This window comes from Sulfurimonas iocasae, assembly GCF_047716755.1.
GTDB lineage: Bacteria > Campylobacterota > Campylobacteria > Campylobacterales > Sulfurimonadaceae > Sulfurimonas.
The window spans coordinates 989,181-1,001,954 of sequence record NZ_CP180409.1 but is presented as its reverse complement, the minus strand read 5'-3'; the positions used below and the strand labels follow the sequence as shown (position 1 = coordinate 1,001,954).

The window sequence follows — 12,774 nt, the reverse complement described above, 5'->3', positions numbered from 1 at the left end:
CGGAATTATACCCAATCAAGCTTTAAGTTTTATTTAATCAAAATATTTTATTCAAGTTCCAATTGCATCAAGTACATGTCTTCACCATCGATAATTTGTAAATCTGAACTTTTACAGCTTGGGCAGGTATATTCTAACTCTTTTAATGTTGACTCTTTTTGACATTCATTACACTTGATGACAACGCTCTGTACGTTTATAATGAACTCTGCGTCTTCACAAATGGTCTTCTCTTTAAAGGTATCAAATGCTGTTTTTAAAAGATCTGGCTCGACTCCACTCATCACACCTATCTTTATAACAACTTTCATTACTTTTGTAGCGTTATTCGCTTTTGCGTTCTCTTCACAACTATCTAACAACGACTGGACTATACTATATTCATGCATCTCTCAACCTCTCTGGTGTTTTAATTGGGCATACTTTATATACAAACTCATGTCTTAAAGTATGGAACTCACTGTCTTCATCCCAAAACTCAGGATGCATGACTTTAAGCTCTTGCTCTTTACATTCATTTATATACTCTTGATTCTCTTCTAAATAATCTTGCTTATTATATATGTAGTCATCATACTTATTTTCATCTTTGAGAAGAGATGTCGCAAAACCTCTTAGATCATCAAAGTAATTCTCTTTGTTAAATACCTCATCTATCATTCCTATATCTTTAGCGTTACTTGCACTAAGAGGCAGACAATCTTCAAGAAGTTCTTTTGACTTAGCTTCCCCAACTCTTTTAGGCAGACTATAAGTATGGTATTCACTTCCGCTAAGTCCTAGAGTCTTGTAGTGAGGATTTAATACTGTTGCCTCAGATGCTACTACATAGTCACAAGCTAAAGCCAAGAAGACTCCGCCAGCACCTGCATTTTTATGTAGAGACGCAACTGTAATAACTTCATCTGAGAAGATGATAGACTTTACTATATCATTCATAGCGTTGATATTACTCCATCCATCTTCTCCTTGCTTCTTAGAGTCTTCTAGTATGTTTAGATGGATGCCATTTGAGAAGAACTCCTCAGCACCAATAAGTACAACTACTTTAGCACTCTCTTTTATATAGTCAAATGCATACTTTAGTCTGATGCACTGCTCAGAAGTCATAGCACCATTATGGAAGTTAAAACAAAGGTAAGCAACGTCACCATCACGATGTGAACCTATCTCATAAAATGTTTTATATGTCATATCAAAGATAAGAGGAAGGCGAAGTTCTTTAACACCTTTTATTTTCTCTTTTAAAACATAGGTGCTTTGAAGCTTGAACTTTCCAACTTCTGTGAGATGGCTTATCCATATAGCACCATCAACAGTTCCTACACATATAGCTCCATCTCTTTTAGCTATAACCTCTTTAGGTTTTCCTCTTAGTCTCTCTTCTTCCCAAACTCCGAAAAGATAGCATTCAGTTCCAAGCAGCACTTCTTTTACACCCGGATAACTATCACTAAATCTTACTTTTCTTATTATCTCTTTAGTTGTGTCTTTTTCCCAGTCTATAGCTCTATCTTTTTGTGTTAAGTATTTGTGCATCGGTGTTTGAAGTTGTGGAGTCGGTTTAAAGTTCTCATCTGCTAGATTTACAAAAAGTTCTTTCATAGCTTTTATAGTTGCATCTGCGACTTCTGCCCTATATATAGATGCCTTTGATGCATCTCGCATCTCAAATCTAACCTCGCTATATATCTCGCCACCATCAAACTCTTCGTTTGCTTTGAGGATTACTACACCCCACTCTCTTTTTTCATCTCTGATGGCATGATCAAGAGCATTATGACCTCTGTCACCACGGATGCCAGGATGCAAAATAAAAGTCGGAGTATTTAAAAATATTTCTTTAGGTATAAACTTCTTTAGGTATGGAGAAAAAATAATATCAGGTTTGAAACTATCAACTGCATCTATCATCTCTTTATCATTTATAGCAAACTCTATTGATACAGTATGTCCCATATCTTGAAGTTCACAATAAACTCTCTGAGAGAGAGAGTTAAAACTAGAGATGATTAGAAGGATTTTCATATTTAGCAGATTCGAGGTAGTAGTTCACCACTAGGAGTATCTAAAAATCTTTTTGTACCCCAGCTACTGTTTAGTATAACTTTTTGAAGATGAGCATCTGTAACTTTACCTATAATAGTAGCCTGCGAACAGTTTTCAAAAGTCTTTAGTATTTCTACAGCTCTATCTGCATCATCTTTATTTATAGCGAGAACAAAAGTTCCTTCATTAGCTAAAGCGGCCGCTTCAAAGCCTAGCATCTCACAGATGCCATTAACTTCATCACTAACAGGCATTTTTTCTTCTTCTACTTCTATACAAACATTTGATTGCTTTGACCACTCATTAAGTACCGCACTAACTCCGCCTCTTGTTGCATCTCTAAGAGCAGTTATCTTTATATCTGCATCTAAGAGAGCTTTTACCTGAGGAAAAAGAGAAGCACAATCACTTTGAAGTGAACTACTCATATCTATATCTTCACGAGCAGCAAAAATAGTAGCACCATGACAACCCATATCACGATTTACAAGTATCAGGTCATCTTGAGTAATATTATTAGAGCTGATTCCTTTTTTAAGAACTTCTCCAATACCTGTAGTATTTATAAAAATCTTATCAACACTTCCACGTGGCACAACTTTTGTATCACCACTTACAACTACAGCACCATTCAGTTCAAGCTCTTTTTTCATACTGCGTACTATTTTCTCTAAGTCTCTTACAGGAAAGCCCTCTTCGATGATAACACTACAAGTCAGGTACTTAGGCTGTGCACCCATCATAGCAAGATCGTTACAAGTTCCACATACTGCAAGCTTACCTATGTCAGCTCCTGGAAAAAAGAGTGGGCTTACTGTAAAACTATCAGTAGAGAACGCTAGTTCACCACCGTGAATAATGGCAGCATCTTCGCTCTTTTCTAAAATCTCATTAGCAAATGCTTTATAAAATACTTTTGAAATAAGTTCGTTGTTCTCTTGCCCGCCATTACCTTGAGCTAGTGTAATTGTTTTTGTCATTATAAAATTCCTCTTATCCCATCGGATACATAATATCTAGTTGTATTTCTTTAATCTCTTGCATAACTTCATCACTAAGTTCTAAGTCCATAGCAGCAAATGAGTCAGCCAGTTGTTCAGTAGTTCTAGCACCTATGATAGTAGATGCTACAAACTTGAACTGCTTTGAGTATGCTACGGCTAAAGTGACAGGAGAGATATTTAGTCTCTTAGCTATTTCTATATACTTAGCAGTTGCTTCAAGTGTTTTGCTATTTACAAACCTTGTACCCTGTGCTTTAATGCGAGGATTCTCACTCTTTAAGTACTCAGAAAATCTAGCATTTGTAGGGTAGAACTTTCCATTGTACTTACCGCTTAGAACTCCACCACCAATAGGCGAATAAGGAAGAAGAGAAATCTGCTCTTTCTCACACACATGCGCCAACTCATCCAAAAATCTTGGATTGTTCAAAGAGAAGTTGTTTTGGATAGACTCAAATCTTGGGATGCCTATTCTCTTAGAAGTCTCATTTGCTTTTGTAAGACCATAGGCAGTGTCGTTTGAAGTTCCAAGATATCTTACTTTTCCTTCGTCAACTAGCTCTTCAAAAGCTCTAAGTGACTCTTCTATAGGAACTACAGCATCTGGCCAGTGCATCTGATATAGGTCTATGTAGTCAGTTTGAAGTCTTTTCAGACTTCCTTCTATTGCACTTTTGATGTGAAACTTATCAACAGCAGTAAAACCGTGACGAACAGGAGGGACAAACCAGCCATTAGCAGCACCTGCTACTTTTGAAGCGAGGATTATGCTGTCTCTTTTCTTATTCTTTAGCCACTTACCGATGATAATCTCAGTTTCACCTGCATAAATCTCCTTGGGTGGAACCGGATAAAGCTCAGCAGTATCGAAGAAGTTAATACCTCGATCGTAAGCCTTATCCATGATTTTAAAAGATTCAGCTTCATCACTCCAGCTTCCAAAACCCATAGTCCCTAAACAAATAGGTGTAACTCTCAAACCTGTTTTACCTATATATCTATAGTTCATTCCTGCTCCTTTTTCGGATAATCAAATGAGATAAACTTTGCTTTTTTTCTACTGATATCTTTCCAACTTTTACAATCAAATTCTATCTCTACAACTCCACATGTAACTATGTTCTCATCAAAGTCTACGTAGTCTTCTACAAACATGTTTAAATCTGGGTTATGTCCTAGCAAAAACACAGTTTTATGCTTATCATCTACCTTTTTTATTATCTTGTCAATAATTATTTCAGCAGAAGCATAAATGTTATCATCATAGATAATCTCTTTAGAATACTTTACTTTTTGAGCAATAATCTCCGCCGTTGTCTTTGCTCTTAGTGCAGGACTCGATATGAAAATATCAGGAATGACATGTCTCTTTCTAAGTCTTCTTCCCATCAAAGGTGCATTTTTTTTGCCCCTACCGTTTAAAGGTCTATCAAAATCATTTAATGATGAATTTTTCCAGCTCGACTTTGCATGTCTGATAATAAATAATCTTTTCATTTTTTTTCTACCATTTTTAGGTAGAGCTCTTCAACTTTTGTTCTAGCCCAAGGAGTCTTTCTTAGAAACTTTAGACTTGAGTTGACTGTAGGATCAAACATAAAGCATCTGATATCTATGAGTTTTCCTAGTTTTTTCCAACCATAGTGTTTAACAAGAGCCTCTAAAATATCTTTTAACTTGATACCGTGTAGTGGATTGTTCTTGTTTTTTTCTGACTCGCTCATAAAATTCCTTTAGAAAATGATTTAATTTTTAATAATTATATCAGATTCCCGTACTTATAGTACGCGGCACAAGCACCTTCACTACTTACCATACAGCTTCCTACTGGAGAAGTTGGTTTACATGCAGTTCCAAAGATAGTACACTCCGGCGGATTTGCCATACCTCTTAAGATATCTCCACAGATGCATAGTTTATGGTCTTCTATCTCTTGTAGTGGAAGGATATCTTTGTAGATTACCTCAGCATCGTACTGAGCAAATTCTGCTTTTAGTTTTAGTCCACTATCTGGAATATTTCCTAAACCTCTCCACTTGAAAAGGTCTCCTTTTTCAAAGAACTTTTCTGTCAGCTCTTGAGCTTTTTTATTTCCATCATAAGTTACAAGTCTTTTGTACTCTATTTCAAGCTCGCATCTATCTTCGATGAACTGTTTTACTATCATGCTGATTCCCTGCATAACATCAACTGGCTCAAAACCTGTTACGACTACTGGGCGGTTGTAGTCTCTTGGGAACTCTTCGTAGATTTTACTTCCGCTTATAACGCTTACATGTGATGGCCCTAGAAATGCATCTATCTTGTTGTTGTAACTATCTACATGAATATCTCTAGAGTCTATAAGCTCTTTCATAACTTCCGGAACTGTCACGTGGTTTATATGAAGGAAGACGTTTTTTACATCTTGCTTTATAACAGCATCTAGAAGTGCAGCTGTCATTGGCGTTGTAGTCTCAAAACCAATGGCGAAAAAGACTACCTTCGCATCTGGGTTCTCTTTTGCAATTTTGAGACACTCTAAGGGAGAATATACAAATCGTACATCTGCACCTTTGCTTCTTGCATCTTGAAGACTTCCATTACTTCCCGGTACTTTTATCATATCGCCTAGAGTTACTAAGATGACATTCTCTTGCATACTAAGTACATAAGCGTGATCAATTCTCTCTTTTGGCATGATACAAACAGGACAACCAGGACCATGAATGAACTTAATGTTGGCAGGTAGAAGCTGAGGAATACCGAACTTCATAATAGTGTGAGTATGACCACCACACACTTCCATGATATTTATAGGATTCTTTAGTTTTTTTGCATCTTCTTTGATGATTTTTGCAAATGCTTTTATCGTGTCTGCATCTCTAAAATCGTCATAAAGGTTTTTAAGTTCTAGTTCCATTTTACGCACCTCTATTTGGACATTCGTCGTCCTCTAAAATCGCAAGTTGCCTATCCTCTTCATTCATCGCTTCGATAATCTCTTTATATAGTTCAATAGACTCCATAGCATCTGCCTCATCAATTTTATTCATAATAAAGCCGATGTGAAGAAGTACATAATCACCTAATTTTATATCATCTTCTGCCATCAAATCTAAACTGGCATTTCTTTGAACACCCATAGTGTCAACTGTAGCCATGTTTAGCTCTTTATCTATTTTTACTACTTTAGACGGTATTGATAAACACATTATCTCATCTCCATTTTAAACTTAATCCACTGTGCAACTTTTTTCAAGCTCTCTTCATCTTTTGTACTAACTTCTATTATGTCAACATTTGGTTTGATTTTTCTGGCATCTGCTTTTTCTTGTTCTATGTCATATTCAAAATATGGAAGAAGATCTACTTTTGTAAACAAAATCAAATCAGCTTGACGAAACATCACTGGATATTTGGCGATTTTGTCTTCACCCTCAGGGATACTTACAAGAACAATATTTAAGTGACTTCCAACATCATAAGATGCAGGACAAACAAGGTTTCCAACATTTTCTACAAAACATACATCAAGGTTTTCTAAGTCCATATGATGAAGAGCTTTATGAACCATAAATGCATCCAAGTGACAAGCCGAGCCTGTTTGAATCTGATGAGCCGGTATGCCTTTAGCTTTTAGTCTATCTGCATCTCTACTAGTCTCTAAGTCACCTTCTACTACACCAAACTTAAAGTCAACTACATCTGCTAAGTGTTCTAAAAGTGCTGTTTTTCCACTTCCTGGAGAACTCATTAGGTTTATGCACAGTACATTATGAGAGTTAAAGTGTTCTCTGTTGTGATGAGCTTCCTGATCATTCTTATCTAAAATCTTTGTAATGATAGATATCGTTTTTGGATCATTTAACTGTGGATTATCATGTAGATGCTGATGTGCATCTTGATGTTCATGTGAACTTCCGTGATCATGTGAGTGAGTTTCTTCTCCATGAGAGTGACTATGTCCGTGAGAATTTCTTTCGCTATCCGTTATACTACAACCGCAATCTTTACACATAATATATATTCCTTATTTTATTTCTATGCTAGTAGCATATTTGAGCCTACAACTACTGATATTACGCCAGCCGTTGCAAATACTCTTTTTAAATTTTGTTTTGAATTTAATAGATTTTTATTGATATACAATATCACACTACCAAAACCGATGAAAATTACCATAACACCTAGTGAAAATGCTAGTACCATTGTCAAATCAACACTGTTTGCTTCAACCATACCAAGAGTTACAAGCATACCTCTAACTCCACCGATACCCATCAACGCTCCGATTGTAAATGCCGAAGCTGTGTCACGGTTATTGTGGTCGTGTTCTTTTCCAAACCAGATGTGCAAGTGTTCCTTACCATCATGGATGTGTTTCTTTAACTGAATACGATCATCATAGACCATATACAGCAGATAAATACCCATCATCAATATAATAGATGCAGAAATAACATCCCCATATCCGAGTATTGACTCACTGATATTGTAAGTATCTAAAATCTTTGCAAATATAAAAAGGGTTAAGCCATGTCCAATAGCAAAAAGAGTCGTGATAGTCATTGTCTTCTTTTTACTCTTACCAATAGAGAAATCTGCTATTGCCGTTAGGTGATCTGGTCCAAATGCATGTAAGATGCCGTACCAAAAGATAAGTAATAAACCTAAATTTTCCATATGCAAACTCCTTTTTATGAATACGTATTCATTATATTACATTTTTTAATTTTAATCTAATGTTAATTAGAGAGGTTCTTATATACTTTTGGGACTAAACTATGCTAAAATCAATATATGAACTGTATTTATTGTAATAATAAAAAATTATACGAGCTTAAATCTGGACAACTGAAGTGTTCAGAGTGTAAAAAAAAGTTCTCTCCGAAAAAAGTTCAAAGAGATTTCGATCTGATTGAGTACTTTAGCAAAAATCTTACAGCAAATCAAACTGCCAACAACCTAGGTCTTAATTACCTTACTGTTAAAACAAAGTTTGAGCTCTTTAGAGGAGTTATAATTAACTTTCTTGAAGAAGAGTATCAAGATAAAGATGTCTTAGAATACGATGAGTATATTTACCTTAGTCAGAGTAAAAAAAAGATAAAAGAGAACATCTTTGATGCTCAAAACTTTCTGACTTTTCACTATAAAGATAAAATCTACAACCTGCTGATGCCAAACTTAAAAAGATATAAAAATGAGTTTTTAGACTCCGGTGCTGGGGAAGCACATTTCAAAGAGTTCTCGAAGTTTATGATGTTAAACAAGATCTCAAAGACTCAAAAGAGGGAAAATATTATTACAAAGTTTTGGATTTTCTTTGAAGAGAATATTTTAAAATATAAAGCCTTTTTATAAAGAATAACTTAAAAAGCAAGGAAAGTAAAAAATAGACATTAGTTTATTAACAATATTACTTCAAAGAACTATGCAAGAGCTAAAAATCTTGCAAGTTTGATTTTTTAAATACTCTTTGTTGTATTTCATTTCTAAAATTTGAGCAAAGAGTGTTTTGATAATCAAACTATAGAGTAAATTATATATTTGTCTCTATTTTGGTTAACAACTAGTACGGTAATAGCTTTAAATATTATTGCTATTATGAATGATTTAAGTACTAACTTGTGATCTTTAACTTATCACTGTTTATGACTAATTTGTAAATACACGATTTGGATTATAGGGTGTGTTGTATTTAAAAATAGAGTATATGATAGTTGCAAGTTTTCTTGAAACTGCAACAAGTCCCTCTTTTTTAGATTTGCCTTGACTTCTTTTAGTATCGTAGAGTTGCTTCATCTGTTTGTTATGTATCAGACAACTTACAGCACTAAGATATAGTGCATGCTTGACCAAAGAAGAGCCTCTTTTACTTAAGTGACCTACACTTTTAGAATTACCAGAGCTATTTTCTGTTGGAAAGAGTCCAAGATATCCTATAAACTTAGGTATAGATGGAAACCTCGTCAGGTCTCCACATTCACTAATAACAGCAGCTACAGTTTTATCACTTACTCCAGGTATGGTTTTAAGGTTATCAATAAGAGTGTTACTCTCTGGTAGCTCATCAAGTGTTGAACTATTAATGCCTTTTTTATCAAGCAAAGAGAGTATCTCAGCTTCAATAATATCTATCTCACTAAGATACATCTTTAAAAGCCTAATAGTACTTCTAATAGCTATTGCTCTTGCATCTTTAGCCTTACCTGAATAGATAGACTCTCTTGAGAGTTCTAGTAATCTTAGGGCTTTGTCTTTATTGAAGTTATTGCCTTGAATATGAGCAAATATCTTCATGATTCTATCAACGCTACTATGCTTATAGTGATATGCTGTTGGATACTTTTCAAGCAGAGCTAGACCACTTATGGTAAATGGATTTGTGAAGCTCTCAAACTCTGGAAATGTAACTGTTATTTGAGTAATGATTCTCTTCTTAACCTCTTTCATATCAGACTGAATAGAAGCACGATTTCTATAGAGTGTTCTAAGGCTCTGATACTCATCATCAGTTACATAACCTGATGAGTATTTGCCATCTTTTAAAAAGAGTGCTATAACTAAAGAGTCTATGTTGTCATTTTTTACTTTTTTCATAGTTATTTGTTCTCTATACCTTGAGGTTTGAAATGGATTGAGTAGTTTAACACTATAGCCCTTAGACTTTAAAAACTCTAAAAGGTTTTCACCATAAATACCAGTTGCTTCTATACCGATAATAAAGTCATCTTTATCTAAAGTGACACTATCTAAAATAGTAAGTAATTTTTCAAACCCTTTTAAATCATTGTTGATTTTAAAAGGCTTGTTAATAACCTTAGTTTCACTATCATCGATAACTGAAACAACATGAAAACTCTTTGCAATATCTATTCCTACGTAATACATCTCTATAATCCTTGTCGTGTAATCTTAAGTTGCCTAACAAAAAAACAAAAGTTAAATTGTTAGAATTCACAGCCTCGTTAATCTATGTGTTGTAGGTGCTAAAATAACAGCTACCCCAACAGCTTTTAATAAGTGATTAACAACTAAAGACACCAACTGGCTTAATGATGTAGTCAGTAGATATAAAATATTTTCATATCCTGCTATAAGGAAAAAAATGTTGTTTTATCTTTAGTCATAAACTGTGAAAGTTACAAGATTTGAAGTTAGTACTTCAATCTTAAAAGAGTAATACTTCTTTGCTTTAAAGTCAAAAAAACTTTAAAAAAGAACTACTTACTCATAAAAGAAATTATACGAGGAATTCGTGATGAAAACTTTTTTTACTACCTAAAAGAGATAGAGTTCAAATTCAACTACTCACAAGAAGAACAGATTCATATACTAAAGGCTTCTCTTTACAAATACTTTTGAAGCAAACATTTCAATTCATCTGTATCTATAGGCTTTAACAAAGTCTAACTTTCAACTTCATGCATTTCTATAGTAAAGTAAAATTTACTACCTACTCCAAGCTCGCTTTCAACTCCGATAGTCCCGCCCATTAGCTCAACTAAAGTCTTGGATAGAGAGAGACCAAGCCCTGTCCCTCCATAATTTCTACTAACACTACTGTCTCCCTGCTCAAATGAGTTAAATATAGAATAAAAATTATTAGCATCTATCCCGATTCCGCTATCGATTACTTCGCAGTAAAGTCTATTTTCATCACATATATAATTAACATTTACAACTACAGTACTACTATTATTTGCGAACTTTATTGCATTGCTTAGTATATTTGAAAAGACTTGTTTTACTCTTGTCGCATCTCCGAGTGTATTTTTTGGAAGATTTTCATCTATAGTTAAAGTTATATTTATATCTTTTTCTTTTGCTTTGCCAAAAAATAGCTCTGATACATGAGAAAATATCTCTCTAATATTTATAGGTGTCTTTTCAACAAGCATCTTTTTACTTTCTATCTTAGAAAAGTCAAGTATATCATTTACGATAGTAAGCAAGGAGTTACTGGACTCTTTTACTATTTGCAGTTTTGCCTGCTTTTTTTCATCTGTCTCATTTTTGTAAAGTATATCTACAAAGCCCATTATTCCATTTAACGGTGTACGTATCTCATGAGACATATTTGCCAAAAAGTTGGACTTTACACTAAGGGCATTCTCCAACTCTTTTGTTCTCTCTAGAATCTTCTCTTCAAGATTTTCATTTAATTGTTGGAGCTTGTTTTTACTCTCTTGAAGCTCTTGATCTACCTTCTTTTTATCATTGATATCTTTCCAAGTGACATAAAGGACATCTTTATTATCAATACTCAGTTTTGTTAAAGTTATCTCTACCCAGAACTCTTCACCACTTTTCTTTTCATGCAACCACTCAAAGCACAATTCACCACCATCTACAGCCTGTTTGATTAGTTCTTTTTCCTTCGTCTCACTTCTTTGTCCATCAGCTTGATACTCAGGAGATAGTTCAGATGGTCGTTTATTTAAAACATCATCTTTTGACTCTGCTCCCAATAATTTTATAACCTTATCATTACACTCTGTAAACTTATTGTTTTCAATATCTATTAATAGAACACCACTTGAAGCATTTTCAAAGACAAGATCGTAAAGCTCTTTTTGTTTTTCAAGATCTTGAGTATAGATTTTTAGTTTTTCAGTCTTTTTTTCTACTGTATCTTCTAGTTTTTTGTTCTCTCTTCTTAAAATATATTGCTCATATAGTGTTAAAAGATAGTTAAGAATAAAAACACCTACAATCGCAAATAAGAGTTCTAAAGAAAATATTTGTACAAGCATGTCTAAAAATTTATTCGGTTTATAAACTATATCATCCAAAGATGAATCTGATTTGTTTGCCATTCCAAGAAGTTTATATATATAAGCTATCTCTTGTATTCTAGATTTATTTATATTACCAAACTCTACACCATCTTTATATGCAAGTTTTTTTAGTATAGCAGCTTCATATAAAAGTGCTTTTTTACTTTTTTGTTGAGAGTTGTATTTTTCTAATATCACTTCAACTGTTTCATCTATATTAGAAAAAGCGTACTGCCAACCTTTTAAACTCGCATCACGAAACTTTTCTATATTTTCTTCTTTTGCTTCTAGGTAAGTTTGTGAAGTAAATACTAAATCAGCATAAAAGTCAAAACCATAATCTTTTGGATCAAATACTCTATATCCTACACCTGATTCGATAAGATGAAAAGGTTCATTTGACAAGTATGTTGTCATTAAATCAACTTTTTCCTCTACTAAATCTTCTATGTTAAAACTATGAGGAACTTCTATGTAGTCTGTAGGTTTTATCTCTTTCATCTTCATCATTGATGATATAGATGCTAATTGTCCCAAGTTATCTGAGAGCATGATTTTTTTGTTTTTAAAATCTTCTATATTTATAAGGTCTGGACGTTGCTTTGATATAAGTACATATGGTGAGCTTTGATAGATGGCACTTAATAGGACTATATTTTTGCCGTTTAATTTATCTAATATCAAAGAAGAACGACCTATACCTATGTCGGTAGTGCCCAAGAGAACATCATCCACGATATTGATGTCAAAGCCAAACTCTTTTATCTCGACTTCAAGTCCTGCATCTTTGTAGAAACCTTTCTCTTTTGCCATGTAAAAACCGGCAAACTCAAACTGATGTTTCCAAAGAAGTTGCAGAGATACTTTCTCGTTTGCAAAGGTAGATAAAGTTGTTATACAAAAAATCACGATGAATCTCATAAGTAAATTCACGTTCACTTCCTCTTAAAGAGATT

13 protein-coding genes are annotated in these 12,774 nt (G+C 34.0%); 1 reads left to right on the top strand and 12 read right to left on the bottom strand.

Going from position 1 to position 12,774, the window contains the following annotated elements:
• Positions 1-47 precede the first annotated feature (47 nt).
• The 10 genes from hypA to ACLHDE_RS04980 are packed head-to-tail and all read right to left on the bottom strand — an operon-like array spanning position 48 to position 7,718.
• Complete coding sequence (gene hypA, locus ACLHDE_RS05025; protein ID WP_415398110.1) at positions 48-389, bottom strand: hydrogenase/urease nickel incorporation protein HypA; 342 nt, start codon at positions 387-389, stop codon at positions 48-50.
• On the bottom strand, positions 382-2,028 hold the full coding sequence (locus ACLHDE_RS05020) for a hydrogenase maturation protein (RefSeq protein ID WP_415398109.1): 1,647 nt from the start codon (positions 2,026-2,028) through the stop codon (positions 382-384). The genes hypA and ACLHDE_RS05020 overlap by 8 nt, the downstream gene beginning before the upstream one ends.
• A 2-nt stretch (positions 2,029-2,030) precedes the next feature.
• Positions 2,031-3,029 carry a hydrogenase expression/formation protein HypE gene (hypE, locus tag ACLHDE_RS05015; protein WP_415398108.1) on the bottom strand — a complete coding sequence of 333 codons (999 nt, stop codon included), beginning with the start codon at positions 3,027-3,029 and terminating at the stop codon, positions 2,031-2,033.
• 13 nt (positions 3,030-3,042) lie between these two features.
• A complete protein-coding gene (locus ACLHDE_RS05010; RefSeq protein ID WP_415398107.1) occupies positions 3,043-4,062 on the bottom strand; it encodes an aldo/keto reductase in 1,020 nt (339 codons plus the stop codon).
• Positions 4,059-4,550: a SixA phosphatase family protein gene (locus ACLHDE_RS05005; protein WP_415398106.1), complete on the bottom strand. Its 492-nt coding sequence runs from the start codon at positions 4,548-4,550 to the stop codon at positions 4,059-4,061. The genes ACLHDE_RS05010 and ACLHDE_RS05005 overlap by 4 nt, the downstream gene beginning before the upstream one ends.
• Complete coding sequence (locus tag ACLHDE_RS05000) at positions 4,547-4,777, bottom strand: VF530 family DNA-binding protein (protein WP_415398105.1); 231 nt, start codon at positions 4,775-4,777, stop codon at positions 4,547-4,549. The genes ACLHDE_RS05005 and ACLHDE_RS05000 overlap by 4 nt, the downstream gene beginning before the upstream one ends.
• Before the next feature lie 35 nt (positions 4,778-4,812).
• The gene (hypD, locus tag ACLHDE_RS04995) at positions 4,813-5,955 is read right to left on the bottom strand and encodes a hydrogenase formation protein HypD (RefSeq protein WP_415398104.1); all 1,143 of its coding nucleotides are present in this window, start codon (positions 5,953-5,955) and stop codon (positions 4,813-4,815) included.
• A gap of 1 nt (position 5,956) precedes the next feature.
• Complete coding sequence (locus ACLHDE_RS04990; RefSeq protein WP_415398103.1) at positions 5,957-6,247, bottom strand: HypC/HybG/HupF family hydrogenase formation chaperone; 291 nt, start codon at positions 6,245-6,247, stop codon at positions 5,957-5,959.
• Positions 6,247-7,053, bottom strand: coding sequence for a hydrogenase nickel incorporation protein HypB (gene hypB, locus ACLHDE_RS04985; protein WP_415398102.1), 807 nt, complete (start codon positions 7,051-7,053; stop codon positions 6,247-6,249). The genes ACLHDE_RS04990 and hypB overlap by 1 nt, the downstream gene beginning before the upstream one ends.
• A 23-nt stretch (positions 7,054-7,076) precedes the next feature.
• Positions 7,077-7,718, bottom strand: a complete 642-nt coding sequence (locus ACLHDE_RS04980; RefSeq protein WP_415398101.1) for a hypothetical protein — start codon at positions 7,716-7,718, stop codon at positions 7,077-7,079.
• Positions 7,719-7,835: 117 nt separating this feature from the next.
• On the opposite strand from ACLHDE_RS04980, the gene ACLHDE_RS04975 reads away from it, so the two are divergent.
• The gene (locus tag ACLHDE_RS04975; RefSeq protein ID WP_415398100.1) at positions 7,836-8,399 is read left to right on the top strand and encodes a transposase; all 564 of its coding nucleotides are present in this window, start codon (positions 7,836-7,838) and stop codon (positions 8,397-8,399) included.
• A 294-nt stretch (positions 8,400-8,693) separates the two neighbouring features.
• Here ACLHDE_RS04975 and ACLHDE_RS04970 read toward each other — a convergent pair whose 3' ends face one another.
• Together ACLHDE_RS04970 and ACLHDE_RS04965 are read right to left on the bottom strand one after the other, a co-directional pair.
• Positions 8,694-9,929 carry an IS110 family transposase gene (locus ACLHDE_RS04970; RefSeq protein ID WP_415395806.1) on the bottom strand — a complete coding sequence of 412 codons (1,236 nt, stop codon included), beginning with the start codon at positions 9,927-9,929 and terminating at the stop codon, positions 8,694-8,696.
• Positions 9,930-10,447: 518 nt separating this feature from the next.
• A complete protein-coding gene (locus ACLHDE_RS04965; protein WP_415398099.1) occupies positions 10,448-12,751 on the bottom strand; it encodes an ABC transporter substrate-binding protein in 2,304 nt (767 codons plus the stop codon).
• Positions 12,752-12,774 lie beyond the last annotated feature (23 nt).

What these genes read in the sequence shown, in the direction of transcription:
- hypA (WP_415398110.1), bottom strand. Translation starts at nt 389, where the DNA reads ATGCATGAATATAGTATAGTCCAGTCGTTGTTAGATAGTTGTGAAGAG.
- hypB (WP_415398102.1), bottom strand. Translation starts at nt 7,053, where the DNA reads ATGTGTAAAGATTGCGGTTGTAGTATAACGGATAGCGAAAGAAATTCT.
- ACLHDE_RS05005 (WP_415398106.1), bottom strand. Translation starts at nt 4,550, where the DNA reads ATGAAAAGATTATTTATTATCAGACATGCAAAGTCGAGCTGGAAAAAT.
- ACLHDE_RS04970 (WP_415395806.1), bottom strand. Translation starts at nt 9,929, where the DNA reads ATGTATTACGTAGGAATAGATATTGCAAAGAGTTTTCATGTTGTTTCA.
- ACLHDE_RS04990 (WP_415398103.1), bottom strand. Translation starts at nt 6,247, where the DNA reads ATGTGTTTATCAATACCGTCTAAAGTAGTAAAAATAGATAAAGAGCTA.
- ACLHDE_RS05000 (WP_415398105.1), bottom strand. Translation starts at nt 4,777, where the DNA reads ATGAGCGAGTCAGAAAAAAACAAGAACAATCCACTACACGGTATCAAG.
- hypD (WP_415398104.1), bottom strand. Translation starts at nt 5,955, where the DNA reads ATGGAACTAGAACTTAAAAACCTTTATGACGATTTTAGAGATGCAGAC.
- ACLHDE_RS04975 (WP_415398100.1), top strand. Translation starts at nt 7,836, where the DNA reads ATGAACTGTATTTATTGTAATAATAAAAAATTATACGAGCTTAAATCT.
- hypE (WP_415398108.1), bottom strand. Translation starts at nt 3,029, where the DNA reads ATGACAAAAACAATTACACTAGCTCAAGGTAATGGCGGGCAAGAGAAC.
- ACLHDE_RS05020 (WP_415398109.1), bottom strand. Translation starts at nt 2,028, where the DNA reads ATGAAAATCCTTCTAATCATCTCTAGTTTTAACTCTCTCTCTCAGAGA.
- ACLHDE_RS04980 (WP_415398101.1), bottom strand. Translation starts at nt 7,718, where the DNA reads ATGGAAAATTTAGGTTTATTACTTATCTTTTGGTACGGCATCTTACAT.
- ACLHDE_RS05010 (WP_415398107.1), bottom strand. Translation starts at nt 4,062, where the DNA reads ATGAACTATAGATATATAGGTAAAACAGGTTTGAGAGTTACACCTATT.